This window comes from Christiangramia qingdaonensis (assembly GCF_048381525.1).
Lineage (GTDB): Bacteria > Bacteroidota > Bacteroidia > Flavobacteriales > Flavobacteriaceae > Christiangramia.
On record NZ_JBLWIM010000012.1, the window covers coordinates 550250 to 569644 of the forward strand.

At 38.7% G+C, this 19395-nt stretch carries 23 protein-coding genes and 1 pseudogene; 14 read left to right on the forward strand and 10 right to left on the reverse strand.

Going from position 1 to position 19395, the window contains the following annotated elements:
- The 6 genes and pseudogenes from ACNI3T_RS07425 to ACNI3T_RS07450 form a co-directional block, all read left to right on the forward strand.
- Positions 1-306: pseudogene (locus ACNI3T_RS07425) on the forward strand (tetratricopeptide repeat protein); the annotation flags it as partial.
- Between the two features lie 46 nt (positions 307-352).
- The gene (locus ACNI3T_RS07430; RefSeq protein ID WP_418227869.1) at positions 353-2110 is read left to right on the forward strand and encodes a BatD family protein; all 1758 of its coding nucleotides are present in this window, start codon (positions 353-355) and stop codon (positions 2108-2110) included.
- Position 2111: 1 nt separating this feature from the next.
- Complete coding sequence (locus ACNI3T_RS07435) at positions 2112-2861, forward strand: tetratricopeptide repeat protein (protein ID WP_418227277.1); 750 nt, start codon at positions 2112-2114, stop codon at positions 2859-2861.
- 77 nt (positions 2862-2938) lie between these two features.
- Positions 2939-3229: a hypothetical protein gene (locus ACNI3T_RS07440; RefSeq protein WP_322301463.1), complete on the forward strand. Its 291-nt coding sequence runs from the start codon at positions 2939-2941 to the stop codon at positions 3227-3229.
- Between the two features lie 95 nt (positions 3230-3324).
- Complete coding sequence (locus ACNI3T_RS07445; protein WP_322301462.1) at positions 3325-4899, forward strand: SulP family inorganic anion transporter; 1575 nt, start codon at positions 3325-3327, stop codon at positions 4897-4899.
- A gap of 45 nt (positions 4900-4944) precedes the next feature.
- Complete coding sequence (locus ACNI3T_RS07450) at positions 4945-5568, forward strand: carbonic anhydrase family protein (RefSeq protein WP_418227278.1); 624 nt, start codon at positions 4945-4947, stop codon at positions 5566-5568.
- 60 nt (positions 5569-5628) lie between these two features.
- On the opposite strand, the gene ACNI3T_RS07455 is transcribed toward ACNI3T_RS07450, so the two are convergent.
- The gene (locus ACNI3T_RS07455) at positions 5629-6153 is read right to left on the reverse strand and encodes a CvpA family protein (RefSeq protein ID WP_418227279.1); all 525 of its coding nucleotides are present in this window, start codon (positions 6151-6153) and stop codon (positions 5629-5631) included.
- A 46-nt stretch (positions 6154-6199) separates the two neighbouring features.
- Between ACNI3T_RS07455 and ACNI3T_RS07460 the strand changes: the two genes are divergently transcribed.
- The 5 genes from ACNI3T_RS07460 (at position 6200) to ACNI3T_RS07480 (ending at position 8918) form a co-directional block, all read left to right on the forward strand.
- A complete protein-coding gene (locus ACNI3T_RS07460; RefSeq protein ID WP_322301459.1) occupies positions 6200-6556 on the forward strand; it encodes a hypothetical protein in 357 nt (118 codons plus the stop codon).
- Positions 6557-7264, forward strand: coding sequence for a hypothetical protein (locus tag ACNI3T_RS07465; protein WP_322301458.1), 708 nt, complete (start codon positions 6557-6559; stop codon positions 7262-7264).
- Positions 7265-7330: 66 nt separating this feature from the next.
- Complete coding sequence (pheS, locus tag ACNI3T_RS07470; RefSeq protein ID WP_298528633.1) at positions 7331-8350, forward strand: phenylalanine--tRNA ligase subunit alpha; 1020 nt, start codon at positions 7331-7333, stop codon at positions 8348-8350.
- Positions 8350-8526 (forward strand): hypothetical protein, encoded by a 177-nt coding sequence (locus tag ACNI3T_RS07475; protein WP_185739439.1) that lies wholly within the window; start codon positions 8350-8352, stop codon positions 8524-8526. The genes pheS and ACNI3T_RS07475 overlap by 1 nt, the downstream gene beginning before the upstream one ends.
- Positions 8523-8918, forward strand: a complete 396-nt coding sequence (locus ACNI3T_RS07480; RefSeq protein WP_418227280.1) for a hypothetical protein — start codon at positions 8523-8525, stop codon at positions 8916-8918. The genes ACNI3T_RS07475 and ACNI3T_RS07480 overlap by 4 nt, the downstream gene beginning before the upstream one ends.
- Positions 8919-8987: 69 nt before the next feature.
- On the opposite strand, the gene ACNI3T_RS07485 is transcribed toward ACNI3T_RS07480, so the two are convergent.
- The 3 genes from ACNI3T_RS07485 to ACNI3T_RS07495 form a co-directional block, all read right to left on the reverse strand.
- Complete coding sequence (locus ACNI3T_RS07485; RefSeq protein WP_418227281.1) at positions 8988-10682, reverse strand: LVIVD repeat-containing protein; 1695 nt, start codon at positions 10680-10682, stop codon at positions 8988-8990.
- 185 nt (positions 10683-10867) lie between these two features.
- Entirely contained in the window at positions 10868-11518 is a 651-nt protein-coding gene (locus tag ACNI3T_RS07490; RefSeq protein ID WP_418227282.1) for a hypothetical protein, read from the reverse strand.
- A 129-nt stretch (positions 11519-11647) separates the two neighbouring features.
- Positions 11648-12643: an NAD(P)H-dependent glycerol-3-phosphate dehydrogenase gene (locus ACNI3T_RS07495; protein WP_418227283.1), complete on the reverse strand. Its 996-nt coding sequence runs from the start codon at positions 12641-12643 to the stop codon at positions 11648-11650.
- 352 nt (positions 12644-12995) lie between these two features.
- Between ACNI3T_RS07495 and lysM the strand changes: the two genes are divergently transcribed.
- Positions 12996-13496: a peptidoglycan-binding protein LysM gene (gene lysM / locus ACNI3T_RS07500; protein WP_418227284.1), complete on the forward strand. Its 501-nt coding sequence runs from the start codon at positions 12996-12998 to the stop codon at positions 13494-13496.
- A 140-nt stretch (positions 13497-13636) separates the two neighbouring features.
- Here the strand turns inward: lysM and nadD are convergent, their stop codons facing one another.
- The 4 genes from nadD to ACNI3T_RS07520 all read right to left on the reverse strand — a co-directional run bounded on the left by nadD (position 13637) and on the right by ACNI3T_RS07520 (position 16699).
- Positions 13637-14221: a nicotinate (nicotinamide) nucleotide adenylyltransferase gene (nadD, locus tag ACNI3T_RS07505; RefSeq protein ID WP_418227285.1), complete on the reverse strand. Its 585-nt coding sequence runs from the start codon at positions 14219-14221 to the stop codon at positions 13637-13639.
- Positions 14218-14805 (reverse strand): guanylate kinase, encoded by a 588-nt coding sequence (gene gmk, locus ACNI3T_RS07510; RefSeq protein ID WP_418227286.1) that lies wholly within the window; start codon positions 14803-14805, stop codon positions 14218-14220. The genes nadD and gmk overlap by 4 nt, the downstream gene beginning before the upstream one ends.
- Positions 14805-15662, reverse strand: a complete 858-nt coding sequence (locus ACNI3T_RS07515; RefSeq protein WP_418227287.1) for a YicC/YloC family endoribonuclease — start codon at positions 15660-15662, stop codon at positions 14805-14807. Before ACNI3T_RS07515 ends, gmk begins: the two co-directional genes overlap by 1 nt.
- 74 nt (positions 15663-15736) lie before the next feature.
- On the reverse strand, positions 15737-16699 hold the full coding sequence (locus ACNI3T_RS07520) for a YheT family hydrolase (protein ID WP_418227288.1): 963 nt from the start codon (positions 16697-16699) through the stop codon (positions 15737-15739).
- Positions 16700-16780: 81 nt separating this feature from the next.
- Between ACNI3T_RS07520 and ACNI3T_RS07525 the strand changes: the two genes are divergently transcribed.
- Positions 16781-17278 (forward strand): acyl-CoA thioesterase, encoded by a 498-nt coding sequence (locus tag ACNI3T_RS07525; protein WP_418227870.1) that lies wholly within the window; start codon positions 16781-16783, stop codon positions 17276-17278.
- A gap of 51 nt (positions 17279-17329) precedes the next feature.
- Here the strand turns inward: ACNI3T_RS07525 and ACNI3T_RS07530 are convergent, their stop codons facing one another.
- Positions 17330-18229 carry a DMT family transporter gene (locus ACNI3T_RS07530; RefSeq protein ID WP_418227289.1) on the reverse strand — a complete coding sequence of 300 codons (900 nt, stop codon included), beginning with the start codon at positions 18227-18229 and terminating at the stop codon, positions 17330-17332.
- Positions 18222-18575 carry an arsenate reductase family protein gene (locus tag ACNI3T_RS07535; protein WP_418227290.1) on the reverse strand — a complete coding sequence of 118 codons (354 nt, stop codon included), beginning with the start codon at positions 18573-18575 and terminating at the stop codon, positions 18222-18224. Before ACNI3T_RS07535 ends, ACNI3T_RS07530 begins: the two co-directional genes overlap by 8 nt.
- Before the next feature lie 187 nt (positions 18576-18762).
- On the opposite strand from ACNI3T_RS07535, the gene ACNI3T_RS07540 reads away from it, so the two are divergent.
- Positions 18763-19374 (forward strand): DUF998 domain-containing protein, encoded by a 612-nt coding sequence (locus tag ACNI3T_RS07540; protein WP_418227291.1) that lies wholly within the window; start codon positions 18763-18765, stop codon positions 19372-19374.
- Positions 19375-19395 lie beyond the last annotated feature (21 nt).

The following is a 19395-nucleotide window of genomic DNA, read 5'->3' on the forward strand; positions in this document are numbered from 1 at the left end:
GGTGAAGGTGGAGAAGACGAAAAGCAGGATCAAAAGCCTAAGGACGAGGGAGAGAACGAAAAGGATAAGAAAGAAGGCGATCAAAACGAGGATAAGGAAAAGCAGGAAGGCGACGAGAAAAAAGAGGATAATGGCCAGGGAGATGAAAAACAGCAGCAAAAGCCAAAACCAGCACAGGGTCAACTATCTCCGCAACAAATCCAAAGTTTGCTGGAAGCCATGAATAATGAAGAAAAGAAAGTACAGGATAAAATTAATGCGCAGAAGGCCAAGGGCGTGAAGGTTAAGGCTGAAAAGGACTGGTAAGAATTTTTAAAATTTCTGACTAAAAATTGCGTTGATATAGATAATGATGAGAACAAAATTATTGATTTTAAGTTTTTTAATGTTCACCGGAGGTTTGCTTCAGGCGCAGGTGCGCTTTGAAACCAAGGTTAGCAGGGAGAAGCTGGGAATTAATGAACGGCTTCGGGTTGATTTTGAAATGAACGAAGATGGAGACAATTTCAATGCTCCTTCTTTTTCAGATTTTACCATAGTTGGCGGCCCCAATCAGAAAATAAGTACGAGTATCCTCAATGGGAAAATGGCTTATTCCAAGACCTATAGTTTTTATCTCCAGCCGAAAAAGCGTGGTACACTCACCGTTGGACAGGCTGAGATCGTTATCGATGATAAGGTTTATAAAACATCGCCCATAGATGTTGAGGTAACCGCTGCCGTAGACAAACCTACCGATGGGAATAATACAGAATTGATCGCCGAGGATAATCTGCATCTCGTAGCAGAAGTTTCTAAGGGAAATCCATATTTAAATGAAGCGATCACCGTAGTTTACAAGCTATATGTGAGTCCGCGAATTAGCGTAAGCAATTGGAAAGAAATGGACAGTCCAAAGTATAGTGACTTTTGGAGCCAAACTATTAACATCAAAGAGCTGCGTGCAGAAAATGAAGAATATAGAGGAGAACCTTACCGTTACGTAGTGCTAAAAAAAGCAATTCTTTATCCGCAGAAAACGGGTGAATTAAATATTGAGCCACTTACATTATCTGTGGCGGTGGATGTTCCTAGTGAACGCCGCGATATCTTTGGAAGCAGAATATACAAAACGGTTAATAAAACCGTGGCGGCAGATAATAAGAAAATTAAGGTAAAAGCTTTGCCAACGAATGCGCCGGAAAACTTTACCGGAGCTGTAGGGAAATTTGATTTTAGCGTAAGTAGTAGTAAAAACGAATTGAATGCAGGTGAAAGTCTGCAGGCGAAAGTTGAAGTAAAAGGTAACGGAAATTTAAAGTTATTCGACCTTCCAGAACTAACCGCACCTTCATCTCTGGAAATGTATGATCCTGAACGTCGCGAAAATGTAAATACGAATTTGAACGGAATGCAGGGAAGTATTTCCAATTCTTATACGATCATACCAACTAGAAAAGGGAAATATCCAATTCCGGCATTGTCCTTTTCTTATTTCGATCCAAAAAGTGAAACCTATATCACGCATACTTCAGATGAGATGCTGATAAGTGTTGATAGCGGACCTTTGGCAGGATCTAATACTATGAGCAATTCCGGAGTTAATAAGCAACCGGTTGCTTTCAATGACAGCCAGTTTAGATTCATTAAGTTGAAGACTAATTTGAAACCTCTTGACGATTCAGGTTTCTTTGGTTCCGCTGGTTTCTGGACGGCTTTGATACTTCCGCTGGCAGCGATTCCACTGTTTATTCTCTTCGGAAGAAAAAGAGATAAAAGAGCCGCAGATGTTACTGGAAACAGAATTCGAAAAGCAGATAAACTGGCTAGAAAATATCTTTCAGAAGCAAAAAGGAATTTGGGAGATCAGAAGGAATTCTATCTTGCCCTGGAAAGATCGATGCACAATTATCTGAAAGCGAAACTGGGAATTACCACCAGTGAAATGAGTAAGGGTAGGATTCAGCAAATACTTAGCGAGAAGCAGGTCGATGAGCAAACTACGACGCAGTTTATAGCTCTTTTGTCCAGTTGTGAATATGCACGTTATACCCCGGCATCATCAGACGCTATGCAGCAAGACTACGAAAAAGCAGTTCGAGTAATTTCAACCCTGGATAAACAACTATAACATGAGAAAAGTAATCGTTCTTATCTTTCTATTTGTTTCTGTTCTTGGGTTTTCCCAGAACCAGGAACTTTTTGACAAAGCAAATGCAGCTTATCAAAACGGAGAATTTGAAGCATCTATCTCTAGTTACGAGAAGATCATAGAAAACGGTGAAGCTTCAGCAGAGGTTTATTACAATCTTGGAAATGCTCACTATAAATTGAATAATGTCGCGCCGAGTATCTATTATTTTGAAAAGGCACTTCAGCTTCAACCAAAAGATGAGGATATTAAGAATAACATAGAGTTTGCTAGTAACATGGCGATAGACGATATAGATGAGGTTGAGCAAACGGGTCTTTCAGCTTCTTTTGGGAACATGATCTCAAAATATACTGCATCTGGATGGGCAATCTTTGCCATTGTATTTTCAGTGATCTTTGTTATTTTATTCCTGCTCTATTATTTCTCCCGAAGCTCTCTTCAGAAGAGATTATTCCTGGGTTTTGCATCTCTAAGTGTAATTGCCTGTATCATTTCTGTAATATTTGCCTTCCAGCAGGAAGCCTATGTCGAGGATAACCAGTACGCGATCATATACCAGGAAGTTGTAGAGGTACGGGATGAGCCTAATTTGCGCGGTGAACCTAGCTACGAACTTCACGAAGGTACAAAAGCAAAGATTCTCGAAGATTTTCAGGAATGGTCTAGAATCGAACTTTCCAACGGCGCTCAGGGTTGGGTTAAAAGTCAGAATATCAGGAAGTTGTAAATATTTTTGATAAAGTCTTTGCAATTCATTATTATAGTTTTCCTTATAGTTCTGAAATTTGACTTAGTTTTACAATTGTGAAAAACATCACTTTCATTCTGGCTTTTATATTTACAGCGTTTCTGTGCACTCCCAGCATTATTGCTTTGATCGACAGAAATGTTGATATTTCTATTGCCTATAATGTGAATGAAGAGGAAAGTTCTTCCAAGAACCAGATCAGTCTCGAGTACACTATTGAGGAAATGGATTCTAATTACAACAGCATCCATTATCTTCAAATTAGGAAGCAGGATGGACATAACTACAGAGAAAGCAGGTATAAGGTTTTTCTTTCCATTACCTCTCCTCCTCCGAAACTGGCATAGTACTTCCAGACCTATACAGTCACGGTAAATTCGTGAACCCATTTATTATTCAGTTTTAAGATTACAGGAGTTTCTCCTGACATAATACGTTATATATGTTTAAGCATTTAAATAAAGATTTTCCGGCAAGTATTGTCGTATTTTTTGTTGCCATTCCCTTGTGTCTTGGTATTGCCCTAGCCAGTGGTGCTCCGTTATTCTCTGGTTTAATTGCCGGTATCATTGGTGGTATCGTGGTTGGAGCCATTAGTGGTTCGAGTCTTGGAGTTAGTGGACCGGCAGCGGGACTTGCAGCTATTGTCCTTGCAGCGATCACAAATATTGGTTATGAGAACTTATTGCTAGCCGTAGTGATTGGTGGTGCAATCCAGATTGGATTCGGACTTCTAAAAGCAGGTATTATTGGATATTATTTCCCAAACTCGGTGATTAAAGGAATGCTTACAGGTATTGGGATTATCATTATCCTGAAGCAGATCCCTCACTTCTTTGGTTACGACGATGATCCTCAAGGTGACTGGGCATTTTTCCAGGTAGATGGAGAGAATACGTTCTCAGAAATCTTCAACATGGCGAATGGTATTAGCCCGGGAGCAACTTTGATCGCTATTATTGCAATGATTATTCTTGTGCTTTGGGAAACTGTTTTAAGTGATAAGGGTAAATTCTTTAAACTTGTACAGGGGCCTTTGGTTGCAGTAGGAGCGGGAATTGTATTTTTTCTGCTTACTAAAGGAGATGAGACTTTTGGAATTTCCCAGGAGCATTTGGTAAATGTTCCGGTGCCCGATAGTTTTGATTCATTCGTTGGTCAGTTTACTTTGCCTTCTTTCGAAATGATTGGTTCATTGCAGATCTGGATCACTGGATTCACCATTGCATTAGTAGCCAGTCTGGAAACTTTATTGTGTGTGGAAGCAACAGATAAACTGGATCCGCACAAGAGAACCACTCCTACCAATCGTGAACTTTTCGCTCAGGGGACAGGAAACATGCTTTCAGGTATGATTGGTGGATTGCCAATTACACAGGTAATCGTAAGAAGTTCTGCCAACATACAGTCTGGAGGACAAACTAAAATGGCGGCTATTCTACATGGTTTCTTACTATTGATCTCGGTCGTAGTAATTCCTAATATTCTAAATTATATCCCACTTTCAGTATTGGCAGCTATTCTATTTCTTGTAGGATACAAACTGGCGAAACCAGCTTTATTTAAAGAGATGTATTTGAAAGGATGGAAGCAATTCATACCATTTATTGTGACCATCGTTGGAATCGTATTCGGTGATCTTCTAATTGGAATTGGCCTTGGACTAGCCGTTGGAATCGTAGTAATTCTTATCAAATCTTACCAGAATTCTTACTTCCTTCACATTGAAAATGAAACTGATGAAAACAAGACTGTAAAAATGACTCTTGCTGAAGAAGTGACTTTTATCAATAAGGGTGCGATCATTAAAGAACTGAATAAATTAAAAGAGAATTCTTATCTTATCATGGATGTGCGAAAGAGCAGGTATCTTGATAACGATATTATAGAAATTCTTGACGATTTCAGAGTAAAGGCTGCGGAAAAGAATATTGACATTAAGATTATTTCAGAAAGAGGAACTATTGAGAATCCAGATAGTTACCAGGAATTTTTCGCACAGAAGAAGATCAGCTAATTTAGTAGATCAGCATTAACCTAAATCTAATAATAAAAATGAATTATGATTAAAGATATAATCAATAAAGACAAGCAAACAAATTTGAGTCCTGATGCCGTGCTGAAGGATCTAATGGAAGGAAACGAGCGTTTTTCCAATGCTAAGATGCATCAGAGAGATTATGCATCCCAGGTGGAACAGACAAAAGGAGGACAATGGCCACAGGCAGTAGTTCTTGGTTGTATCGATTCGCGAGTGCCTTTAGAAACTATTTTCGACCAGGGAGTTGGAGATATCTTCTCTGCCAGGGTAGCAGGAAACTTTGAAAATACTGATATTCTTGGAAGTCTGGAATACTCCTGTAAAGTTGCAGGCAGTAAACTGGTGATGGTACTGGGACATGAAGCTTGCGGCGCAGTTAAAGCTGCCTGTGATGATGTTGAACTAGGTAACATTACACATTTATTAAGCAATATTAAACCTGCCGTAAAAGCAACTGAAACTAGTGGCGAAAGGAATTCCAGCAATTCTGATTTTGTTGCTGGTGTGGTTGAAAATAACGTAAAACTTACCATGAACAGGGTCAGAGAGAAAAGTCCGATTCTTAAGGAAATGGAAGATAATGGTGAGATTAAAATCGTTGGAGGCGTGTATTCTATCTCAAATGGGAAAGTAAGCTTGCTATAAGATATTAATCACAGAAATATTAAGGATCCGGGATCACTTTAATGTGGTTCCGGTTTTTTTTTATTTAGCTTCCGCTTCAGTATCCCAAAGGTCTTTTTCTTTCACCTGTTTGATGATCGATGGTAAAATGATAGGGGCGATCACAGCTACCGGTTCATAAAGGACAGAATCCTCAAGTGTTTCAGTTTCTACAAATTCAAGGGTTTTATTGCTGGTCATGAAGAACATGATGATTACACTGGCAACAAACGCAGATTTCAGTAATCCAAATACAGCTCCTAATAGTTTATTTACGATTCCAAGCGCTGCAAAGTCTGCTACTTTAGTAAGCATCTTACCAACTAAGGGTACCACGAAAATGATAATCAAAAAGGTAATGGCCAGGCTCGCAAGGTTGATGATTTCGATATCCCAATCTACATGTTGCGAAAGAAATTCACCAGCGTAATAGGAGAAATGAATGGCACCGTATATACCGGCTACTAGTCCTACCAAAGAGGCAAGCTCAGTTAAAAATCCTCTGAAGAAACCACGTACCAATCCGTAAAGCAGGAAAATACCCAGGATAATATCCACTGTATTCATGCGTCAAATATAATAATTATAAAATCTTAGATGATATCTTTGCAGTATGGCAAGAGATGAACAATTAAAAGAGCGCTGGCAGGAATTACAAACCAAATTATCCAATCAATTTGCAGATGGAGAAATTTTGGAGCTGGATGCTATTATATACTTAATCGGCGTACAGGAACTGGGTCAGGTTCACCGAAAGTTTAAGAAGGATCATAAACTCGATTTAATGCATATCGCAATTTGTACATTGCTGGAGCCTTACGGTTATTATGAGTTCGATTATTTTGATGAAGACAGCTGGCCACATTTTAAAGTAAAGGAGGAGTTACCAAGTCTAAAAGCCGGCGAGCAGTCAGTTTTGATGAAGGAAGCGATCGTCAATTATTTTATCGAAAAAAAGTATATTTCATAAATGAATCTTTTGCTAAGTTTTGACTCGTTTCCAAATGATAGTGGTCCTATCTACCAGGAAACAATCCCCGGAAGATTACCGGTGGAACCGTTCAATACTTTTAGCAATATCTTCTTTTTACTCATCATTATCTACTTTTCGCTAAAGGTCTATAGCGACTATCGCAATCATAGATTTTTAGCCTGGAGCCTTCCTATTCTTTTTATGGGGTTTGTTGGAGGTACCGTTTATCACGCAACCCGAAGTCATGATTTCTGGATGTACCTGGACTGGCTTCCAATTATATTTCTATGCCTTGCAGTTTCAGTATATTATACGATAAAACTTGAAATCACCAACCGGAATAGGATCTGGCTTATCGTACTAATTTTGATTCTGGTGTTTGGAGTACGTATGCTCCCCTGGGATGATAGTGTACAAACCTCTGTAGGCTACGTGGGAACAGCGCTGGGACTTTTACTTCCTGTGATCACCTATTTCCTTACCACACGATCTGCGAACTGGGTTTATATTTTACTGGCATTTCTCAGTTTTGGATTCGCCATCAGCTTCAGGGTGCTGGATGGATTTATGTATGTAATTCCTATGGGCACACACTGGTTATGGCACAGCTTCGGGGCACTTTCAGTATTTTTTCTTATGAGCTTTATTTACCGGGACAGGTTGCTAGTAAAGTCTCTTTCTTCGGAAGTGGCAACTTCAGAATAAGCATTTAAAGCGCACGATTTTCGGTATTAATTTTACTAAATTTGCGCTTCTGAAAAGACTACACCAATGATTGATAAGATTAAAGGGCATATTGCTGAAGTTGAAAGCTTTAATGCCGCTACGAATGAAGAAATAGAAACTTTCCGAATCAAATACCTTGGTAAAAAAGGGATTCTGAACGACTATTTTGCTGAGTTCAAGAATGTTCCAAATGAACAGAAGAAGGAATTTGGCCAGGTGATCAATCAGCTTAAGAATGCTGCAACCCAGCGTGTAAATTCTTTAAAGGAAAGTCTTGAGAACAGTCAGGAAGAAAAAGGTGTGTATGGTGACCTTAGCAGACCGGGAGAACCGGTTGAAATAGGTTCCAGGCATCCCATTTCCATTGTTAAGAACCAGATCACCGAGATCTTCAGCAATATTGGATTCAATGTTTCTGAAGGACCGGAGATGGAAGATGACTGGCATAATTTTACTGCGCTGAACCTTCCAGAGTACCACCCGGCAAGAGACATGCAGGATACGTTCTTTATCCAAACCGATCCTGATATTTTGTTGAGAACACATACTTCTTCAGTTCAGGTTCGTTACATGGAAGAGAATAAACCGCCAATTAGAACGATCTCTCCGGGAAGAGTTTTCAGAAATGAAGCAATTTCGGCAAGATCACATTGTATATTTCACCAGGTTGAAGGATTGTATATCGATAAGGACGTGTCTTTTGCCGATATGAAACAAACGATCCTATATTTTACAGAGCAACTCTTCGGAAAATCAAAAATACGCCTTAGACCTTCTTATTTCCCGTTTACCGAGCCAAGTGCTGAAGTGGATGTTTATTGGGGTCTTGAAACTGAAACCGATTATAGAATCACCAAAGGAACGGGTTGGCTTGAAATTATGGGCTGCGGAATGGTAGACCCGAACGTTCTAAGAAATTGTAATATAGACCCACAGGAATATTCAGGATTTGCTTTTGGGATGGGAATTGAAAGAATTGCCATGCTGCTTTACCAGATAGAAGATATCAGGATGTTTTACGAGAATGACCTGAGATTTCTCGAGCAATTTAAATCTGCACTATAATGAAAAAATACGCTATCCTCATTATTGGGGCAATTATCCTGGGAATCATCATTTATGTGACCTTTGTGATCGCGGTTATCAAACTGACTTTAGGATTGATCCTGCTTGCAGTTGCAGCAGCACTCCTGTACTGGTTGTGGATAAAGATCAAACACAAAGCTGAGGATACATTTTGAGGAAAGATATTGAAATACCAGAAGTAGAAGAGGTATACCTCGCTGCGGTCTATGTATTGAACGAACAATTCGAGTCCTACGAATGGAATGCCTATTTGATCAATGCTTCTTCGGAAGCTTTGGAGATGGCGCTTATTGTATCAAGAGGTTTTGATAAGAAGAAGGAAACTTCTACTATGCGACACAAAATTGAAGTACTGCCGGCAAAGAATTTCGCCAAGATCGAATTCCTTCAGGAAGATGTTCTAAAGCTGAATAATGAGTTTAAGGTAACTTTCTTCAAGAATAATAAGATGTACGAGAAGACTTTTGTTTTTAAGGCGAATAGCATTCGGGAAAATGCACGGGTGGAGATCCCGGTAATTCCCGAAAAAGGAATTCTTGCAAAATGATAACTCGATTATAGCACAAAAAAAAGCCTCCATTTGGAGGCTTTTTAGTTCTGTATATTCTTTTTCTTCTTAAAACCTGTCATTAAGATCTTCAAACTCTCCTTCAAGAGCACCACCATCATGAACTTTTACTGTTCCTCCAACATATATTTTTGAACCTTCACCAACGAATTCCAGCTTTCCGTTACTCTGAATATTCAGGTCTCCGTGAATTTCAACCAATCCGTTTACTCTAAGTGTGCTTCCAGAGGTGATCGTAAGATTTTCAGCAGATCTGTTATTACCAAGATACATAGCTCCTGAAACATTCATTTCTCCGCCGCTGGAAAGATTTGCGCTTTTCTCGATCATTAGGGTTCCGCAGAAATTAAGCGTTCCATTTACATTAAGATTCTTCACGTTCATAACACCAGAGTAAGACTCAGTAGAAGAAGGTGTAATGGTTAGGTTTTTATTCCCATCGAACGTTTCGTACTCTGAGCAATTCAGAAATTCTTCCGGGCTATTATTTGGAGCGTCTTCCGCAGAAATGATTCTAAGTATTTTCAAACCTTTTCCAGAAGCAACGTAGATATATTCACCTTTAGCCTGTACGAAGTTTGCACTACCTTCAATTTCTGCAATACCTTCAGCAAGTGGAGTAAGATCTTCACCAAGCTTCAAGATATCAAGTCCTGCACCTCCATTAGCCATATATACATAATTCCCATCAGTAGAAACTGCGTTAGTCACAGCATCTTCAGTAGAGATAGTTGCAGCATCGGGATGCATTTTAAGTGGCAGACTGCTTACTTTAGAATTATTTTCAAAACTATAGATCCCGGCACCTTCTGTACCTTCAGAAACAAGAATATTATCACCATACCAGGCAATTGTTCTTTTTGATTCAGCAGTTAGTGCAGCAGTGCTAATTTGAGATGTAAGATTAAAACCATCGGTCAAATCAAAATTCATAAGTCCGTCTACGCCACTTAAAACGGCAAGGGTATTATTATGAATTGCAGCATATCTAAGGTCTCCAATTTCTTCCGTGGTGATTCCATCAAATGCAGTAAGATCACCAGGATACATGAATTGAGTGATAGATCCAGCATCTCCGGTAACAGAAACTGCGTGTCCATCGAATGGTAAGATATGTACGCCGGCATTTCCGGTATTACCAAAGTCTAGATAGTAATTTGAATCAATACGTGATTCAGTCACATCTCTAACTATAGTAGATGGAAGATTTCCTCTTTCAAGGTTAAAATATCCCATTAGCGAGCGCATTCCTGCACCTCGATTATTTTTTGCTGAAGCACCGGTGAAAACCAGGTAGCCGTTATCATCTGCAAATAAAGAGTTAATGTCTGCGACATTAGTTTTTATTCTATTAATTAAGATAGGTTCATATTTATCGCTGATGTCTACAACATCGATAGCTCCAAGATAAGTGGCGCCTTCTTTATTATAAGAAACATAAGCGAAATCACCTTTTACGTCTACATGTGTAGCTCTAAGTTTTACTCCATCAACTTCAGGAGCTTCAAGCGAAGCGATCTGCTCGATACCAAAAACGGTAGAAGCATCTGAATTTCTATTGTTGCTAATCGAGGCAAAACCAATAACTCCAGTTTCGTTAAAATCGATCGCAGAGGAAAGTTCTGAAGCATCTGCAATACTGAAATCAGATTCCTGAGAAGGTTCGTCTGAAATACTGTTCTTTTCGCAGGATGCAAATAATAGGATCGCACTTAGGCTGAATCCGAATAATCTTTTATTCATGGTAAATAGGTTAGTTAAAGTATTTGGGCAGGTAAAAATAGCAATTAATCTCTATGTTCAAAATGAAACTGGTTGAACGACAGGCTTTTTCGATTAAGTGTAAGAAACTACCGATAAGAAAATACTGAAAACGAAAAAAGCCGGCATATTGCCGGCTTTTTAAGTATAACGAAATAATGAATTTTCTAGTGTTCGTGACCGTCGTGGTCATGATCTTCCTCGCCTTCATAGGTGTTGTACATACCGTAAACAAAAGAATAATCGGCAGTTCTAATATCTCCCATTACCCATAACCAGTTGTTTTCAAGGTCATCATTTAGGAACTGTAGGGTAGCTCCAGTGTTTAGGATCAAATCTCCAGTTACGATCAGGACTCCGTTGATATTGAAGTGACCACCGTAATTGATGATTAGGTCTTTAGGTTCTTCCTCAGAGCCTATAATTGCCAGACCTACCGTAGTCATCTCACCGTTACGTCTAATAACCGTATTTTTTTCTGTCTCGATTTCACCACAAATATTCAGTTCACCAGCAACACGCAGGTTTTCCAGATGAGTATGCTCACTAAAGTCCATAGCTTCACCTTTACCAACATTCAGGTCCTTAGGACCATCATAGATAGGAAATATATCGCAATCTTCGAATCCGTTCTTTAAGAATACCGGTTCGTGGATTCCCTGTAGAAATACAGGTTCATGGATCTTCGTCGCAGAATTTTTAGATTCTTTTACTACTGATGAAGTTTCTGTCGTAATATCTTCAGAAACAGTATCAGTCTCACACCCGGTTAGGAATAGGCCAAGTCCTAAGCCGAGAAAAAGTAATTTTTTGTTCATGATAATTTTTGGTTTAAAATGATTTGGTAGGGTAAAAGTACTATATATGATGTTAATAGCACAAATAAATCGCTGAAAAGTTTGTCTAACAGCGATTTATAAGATAATAAGTAAGAAAATACTTATATTTTAATCTAATTTGTCCACTAGTTTATTAAAAACTTTTTTAGGATTTTTACCTTCATAAAGAATGGCGTATACGGCATTGATAATCGGCGTTTTAGCTCCCTTTTCCTGGTTGATCTTATAAGCACTTTCGGTAGCGTAATAACCTTCAGCAACCATGCTCATCTCCATTTGAGCGCTTTTAACTGTATATCCTTTTCCTATCATATTCCCGAACATTCGGTTACGACTAAATACAGAGTAACCGGTAACCAAAAGGTCTCCCAGATAGGCGCTATCGTTGATGTTACGCTTCATTTTGTGTACTTTCTTGATGAACTTCTTCATTTCCCTGATAGCATTACTCATAAGTACACTTTGGAAATTATCACCATAGCCCAAACCATGAGCAATTCCTGCGGCGATCGCGTATATGTTCTTCAAAACGGCTGCATATTCAGTACCAATAACATCATCTGTAGTTTTACAGGTGATATAATCGCTACCAAGATAGCCTGCAACCAGCTGAGCCTTTTGTTCATCCTGGCAGGCAACTGTTAAATAGGAAAGTCTCTCTAATGCAACTTCTTCAGCATGACATGGTCCGGTTAAAACTCCAATGCATTCCATAGGAACCTCAAAGTACTGGTTGAAATGTTCTCCAACTATTAGACTGGTTTCCGGAACGATCCCTTTAATTGCAGAGAAAACAACTTTGTTATGGAGTGGGATCGTTAGTGCATCCAGTTCTCTTTTCAGAAAAGCAGAAGGAATGGCGAAAATGATAAATTCTGAAGCCTCGACAACTTCATTAATATCATTACTAAGTGTAAGCTGATCATTATTAAATTCTACTGAACTTAAATAATTAGGATTATGATCCTGTTTCTTAATGTGTTCCACGGCATAAACACTGCGCATATACCAATTCACATTATCAAGATTTTCACATAGCATTTTCACGATAGCTGTTGCCCAGCTACCTCCACCAATGACACCAAAACTCGGAGCTTTATCCATATAATTACATTCTCTTCTCCAAAAATAGTCAATTTTAGAGGTATTGAAAGAATTGTTCGGTATTTCAGTATAATTATTGAGAATGCTGTAATTCTACTACGCAAAAGGTTAACAGTTAAAGTTTAGAAGCTGTACAATTTGATAAATCTGTAGTCGTTCTAATACTGTGCTTTACATATACTTTTGTAAAGTTTACATTCTTAGTTTTTTTGGTTGGTTATTTAGTTGAAAAAAACCGTTTCGGAAGGAGCGGTTTTTTTTGTTTTCAATTTTGAGAAAACTTTAGGATGCACAAGTGGAGCGAATCTGCAAGGCTTTTGTACATTTAAATAACTAACTATAAATCAAAATAATGGGATTATTTTCGTTCATTAAGAATGCAGGAAAAAAGATCTTTGGTGCTGATAAGCCAAAGGATAATGAGGTAAGTACAACAGATAATCAGTTAAAAGAGAAGAAGGAAAATGAGAGGGTTTCAAGAAATCTGGAAGAAACTGTTCGCGACCTGAACCTAAAAGCTGATAATCTTCATATCAATATTGAAGACGATATGGCTACGATCACAGGAACCGCTTTAGATCAGGCAACTCGTGAAAAGATCGTACTGGTTGTAGGTAATTCTGAAGGAATTGCGCAGGTAGACGATAGAATGGATGTTGAAAGCAAAGAGCCTGAAGCTGTATTCCATACTGTAGAAAGAGGCGATACTTTGAGTAAGATCTCTAAAAAGCATTATGGGGATCCAAACCAGTATCCATTGATCTTCGAAGCAAATAAACCTATGCTGGATGATCCAGATAAAATTTATCCCGGGCAGGTTCTAAGAATACCTCCAATGGATAGTAAAAGATAGATTCCAAAGACTGTTTAAGAGTCCTGAGAATATTAAATTGAGAGCAGTCGACGTTCTTATGCTTGTAGTTCCACAATGAAAAAAGTAGGTTCAATCAGCAAACTTGAATATTCAAAAACGGATTTTTAAACAGTCTTTACTTATTTATAAAAATTCATTTCATCAATATACTTCCAGACATCATCTGGCAATAAAGGTGTTACGTTCTTTCCTTCGGAAATAGATTTTCTTATAAAGGTTGCTGAGATCTCTATGATTGGAGCTTCAACTCTGGTTATTTTTGAATGATTTCTAAATCTTTCAACCACCATACCTTCAGCTATTCGAGGATAAACATATAACTGATGATTTTCAAGTATAACCTCATAATTCTTCCAGCGGTGCAAGCTCTTTAAATTATCTTCACCCATAATTAGGCAGAACTCATTCGTAGGAAACTTTTCTTGTAAGTGTGCAAGCGTATTTACGGTATAATTTGGTTGCTCCAGACCAAATTCAATATTACTGGGTTTGAGGTTTTCGAAATGTTCACAAGCCCTATACACCATTTCGAGTCTGTGATGATTATCAAGTAAGCTGCTTTTCTTTTTGTGCGGATTGTGCGGAGTCACGACGAGCCAGACCTCATCAAGATCTGAATGTTCTACCATATGATTTGCAATGATCAAATGACCTATATGGATAGGATTAAAAGACCCAAAGAATAAACCTACTTTCCTGTTCATACTTTTATGTTATCTGCGCCAACATAATTGGAAACCAAATTATAAGCTTCCTTTAAAGCAGTTCCCAGGTGATTGTTCTCGATAATAAAATCAAATTGAGGTGCGGTTGCAAGCTCAATGGAAGCTTTTGCTACACGCATATTTATTTTATCATCACTTTCAGTCTTACGCTTTTTTAACCTGATCTTTAATTCTTCGATACTTGGAGGTTTCACGAATACTGCGAGCGTTCTGTCTGGATAAATATGTTTGATATCCAATCCACCAACCACGTCAATATCAAAAATGACGTGCTTTCCTTTTGCCCAGATTCGTTCCACTTCGCTTTTTAAGGTTCCGTAGAAATTATCGCGATAGACTTCTTCCCATTCCAGGAATTCGTCGTTTTTAATTTTTTGTTTAAAATCTGATAGAGAAAGGAAATAATAGTCCTGCCCATGTTTTTCTTCACCTCTGGCTTCTCTCGAGGTAGCTGAAATTGAAAAATCAAGTTTCAATTCCTCATGTTTCAGTAAATGTCTAACTATGGTAGTTTTACCTGATCCTGAAGGAGCTGAAAATACGATCAATTTACCGTCGTCCATTACAATACGTTTAAGATCTGTTCTTTAATCTTTTCAAGTTCATCCTTCATTTGCACCACCATTTGTTGCATTGGTGCATAATTGGATTTGCTGCCTATGGTATTGATCTCTCTTCCTATTTCCTGGGAGATGAACGCAAGCTTACGTCCATTGGAATCTGAAGAATCCAGCGTCTTCTGAAAATAATCAAGATGGTTATCCAGTCTTACCTTCTCTTCAGTAATGTCAAATTTTTCGATATAGTATACGATCTCCTGCTCAAAACGATTTTCATCTGCCTGCTCCTTTATCTCCTCTATACCCTTCCGAAGTCTTTCTCTAACGGCTTCCACACGGTCTGGATCGATCCTGATCACATCTTCCAGTAAGGATTTTATATTATTGATACGAAGTTGAAGATCCTTTTCGAGCGCTTCACCTTCATCTGTTCTAAATTTATTGATCTCTTTCAAAGCATCTTTTACTGCAGTTTCGATCACAATGAATTCCTCTTCATCGATCTCCTCACGTTCAGTTTTAAGAGCATCTGGCATTTTAATGGCCATCTTCAAGAGCTCAATTTCACTGGCATCTACAATCTTCCGAAGTTGATCCATGTAGATCTTCACTGCTTCAGTATTGACATTTGTAGAAGTTTGTTCTGCGGTAGATTCCACATAAATAGAAAGATCTACTTTACCGCGACCAAGAGAATCGGAGATAATATTTCGAAGCTCCAGTTCCTTTTCACGGTATTGCGACGGAATGCGGGCATTCAGGTCAAAATTCTTACTGTTGAGAGATTTGAGTTCAACAGTGATTTTCTTGGTGGGAATTTGTGTAACGCTCTTCCCAAAGCCTGTCATCGATTGGATCATGCCTGAATTTTAAAAGCTTGCGCAAAGATAATCAATTCTATAGCATGAACAATTGTATGCCCGGTAGATGCAGTCTAATCTAAAAGGGAATTAATAAATTTGGTGATCCTTTTTTCATGATAATAAACATTAGACCTGGTTACAAAGCCTACATGGCCCCCGAAGGCAGGCATCTCGAGATGTATATTTTCTGAATTTTCTGCGACTTCTTCAGGATAACAACCTGGAGATAGAAAACTATCATTCTTAGCACTTATCAATAAAGTGGGGACTTCTATATCATTCAGAAAGTTCTGCGCACTCGCCTGAGCGTAGTAATCATCGGCATTTTTGTAGCCATGAGCCCTGGAAGTATAGAGTTCATCGATATCCCGGAGAGAATTACACGAGGCGATCTTATTTTTATCGAGATGATCTGGAAAAATTTCTGCACGTTTGTTCAGGTGTTGCTTTAAATTGATCTCGAATCTCTTACTATAGATAAAATTTCGCATTCTGTTGATCGCTCCCAGTGATCCTGCCAGGTCACATGGAACAGAAACTCCTGCGGCTCCAATGATCTCCTTAGGTCTACTGCGCTGTTCACCAAGATACTTTAGTAGAAGATTTCCACCAAGGCTAAATCCTACCAGAGCAATTTTCTTATATTTTTTCAGTGACAATATGTGGGTTGCCACTTCCGCCAGATCATCGCTTGCACCGGCATGATAACTTTGGAAAAACCTGTTCATTTCTTCACTACATCCTCGAAAGTTCATGGCTACGGCATCCCATTGCATATTATTAAAGGCAAGCGCCATACCTTGCATATAGGGCCTGTTTGCACTTCCCGCTAGTCCATGAAGCAGGATCACTAGCATTTCCGAATTTTTTTCGCATCTGCTCCAGTCGAGATCTATAAAATCTCCGTCACTAATAGTAATACGTTCCCTGGTATAGCTTAGATCGACCTTCCTGAGTTTCCCGGCATAAATCGTTGAAGCGTCTGCATTCTTGAAAATTCCAGTAGGATGATAATTGCTTGAGAGAAGCGGCATGTATCTATTTTAATATAAACTTAGGTAAAATTTGTTATGCGTGCATACTATTTATTGGTAGTTTTGAATAAAAGTAAGATCATGTATACCAAGAAATTCGAGATAAGATGGAGCGACCTTGATGCGAACAGGCACCTGGCCAATTCTGCCTATATAAATTTTATGAGCCATACAAGAATGGGCTTTTTGATGGAAAATGGTTTTGGGCAAAAGCAACTCGCTCATTACAATCTGGGACCTATTGTTTTTTATGAGCATATATATTATTTCAAAGAGATCTTTGCTGGTGAACCGGTTACTGTAAGCCTCGAGTTAAACGGACTTTCTGAAGATGGGATGTACTTTGAATTTATTCATAAGATCTATGATCACAAGGGTAGGAACTGTGCAACCTGTGAGATGATGGGATCGTGGATAGACCTTGAAGAACGTAAACTTACCACCCTGCCAGAAGAGCTTTTCAAACAGTTGGATAGTACACCAAAAACTAAGGAATTTAGAATTCTAACCAAGGAAGATACCCGTAAATACGGGAAACGACCAGATAATTTAAGCAGCGAAGAGCTGGCGAAACTTTAAGCAGCATCAAATTTAATAGAAAGGTCTGTATTGTAGATTTAATCTATAATATCAGGCCTTTACTTTTGTCTTTTTCATACTTACCATATACACGCCAACGAATACCAGTGTTGCCGCAATTCCTTTAGTCCAGTTCAGGGAATCTGCACCAACTATGATCGCAAAAGTGATCGCAATAAGTGGTTGCAGGTATATAAATGCACTTATTGTAGATGCCGAAAGCTGCTTCAGTGCATAAATATTTAGTAAATAGGTCATAAAAGTTGTTCCAAGAACCACGTAGGCCATTTTCCAGACTGCATCAAATGGTAAATTGCTCCAATCTACAGCAACAAATTCTGTATAAGTGATGGGGAGATTGATAAATACTGCAATTAAGAACAACCACTTCATCAAAGTAATCGCATGATATTTTTTCGTCAGTGGTTTTACGAGAATGAGATATAGACCATAAGAAAAGGCGTTGACGATAAAAAGAACATTTCCCATAGGGATGTTCGGAGCATTCTGGTTCTGGTCTGAGCTAAAAAGCACCAACACCAGCGCACCTGCCATTCCTATAATGATCCCAATAGTTTTTAGTAAAGTGATGCGTTCTTTTATAAGGATAGATGCAAGGATCAAAACCATTACTGGCGATAATGTGATGATGACCGAACTATTGATAGGTGTTGAAAGACTGAGCCCCTTAAAAAAGAAAAGCATATTAATAACCATTCCAAAAATAGCACAGCCAATAATACGTGGCCAGTCGGAAGTAGCGATCTTTTCCTTTGGAGCAATAAAACTTATGGACCAGAATAGGAGTGCTGCACCGGTCACTCGAAGTAATATAAAACCGAAAGGCTCGATATACAAAGGCATTAAACCTTTGGCAAGGGTATGATTGATCCCGTAAATGGTGCTCGCTCCAATGGCTGCCAGAATGGCTAATATTCTGGTATTATCCATGTACAGAACTTTTTGCAGCTTCCACGGTCTTTTTAGAATTACCAATAAAAATCTCGTCTCCGTTAATGATAACCGGTCGCTTCAGGAATGTATAATGCTCCAGAATAAGTTCCTTATAATCAGTTTCTTCTAGGGATTTGTTTTTTAGATCACGCTCTTTATATAGCCTGGCTCTTTTACTGAAAAGACTCTCATAAGATCCAGCCAACTTATGCATTTGTTCCAATTGTTCCTTAGAAATAGCTTCAGTCTTGATGTCCTGAAGTTCAAAATCATCTGGAAGATCCAGCTCCTTCAAGATTCGTTTACAGGTATCACAGGTGGAAAGATGGTAGACTTTTTTCATAACTGAGAGTTTTCGGAAAATGCAAAGAACGAATATTTTGTCGGGAAAACATATATTCTACGCTATCCTTAATCTTCAGAAAAAATAGAAACGTGATTGAGATTTCGAGGATTCACAGATTGAAATCATCGAAAAATCTTAATTTAAACCCCGAACTATCATTTAATAGAGTAAAAATTCATAAAGCTTGAAGATATCTACGATCTATAAACTCTCGGCAGTACTATGCCTTTTTGGTTGCTTCGCGGTCATAGCAGCAGATATTATTGGCATAATTCTTCACGAAGAGCACAATCCTTTTAAGAACACCATAAGTATGCTGGCCATTGGCAAATATGGCTGGATACAGGATCTGGGTCTTGACTTTCTTGCGATGGGCTATGTTGCACTGGCAATCGGACTTTTCACCTGGAAAAAGAATAATATAAGGTGGTTGATCGGTCTGGCGGTGCTGGTTCTTATAGGTGCAGACCTGGTAATGATCGCAGAACATAATCAATACGCGGGACGTCCTGGAGAAAAGATTCATCGAAAACTGGTGTACATCCTTGCCGGACTATTTTTGACACTTCATATTCTTGTCTATCCCTATCTAAAATTCTTAAAACCTTTTCTTGAAAAGTTCACGATATGGGTTGGAGGATTATGGCTCTTCCTGGCGCCACTTTTGCCATTGATGCCCGATAATATTAACGGAGCCTACGAGCGATTTATTTGTAGCCTGCTGGTGATCTGGCCTGCAGTGGTTTCCTATAATTTGTGGAAATCTGCTAATTTAGAAAATGCAAGTCACGAGTAACTTAAACTGAAGCTACCTCAA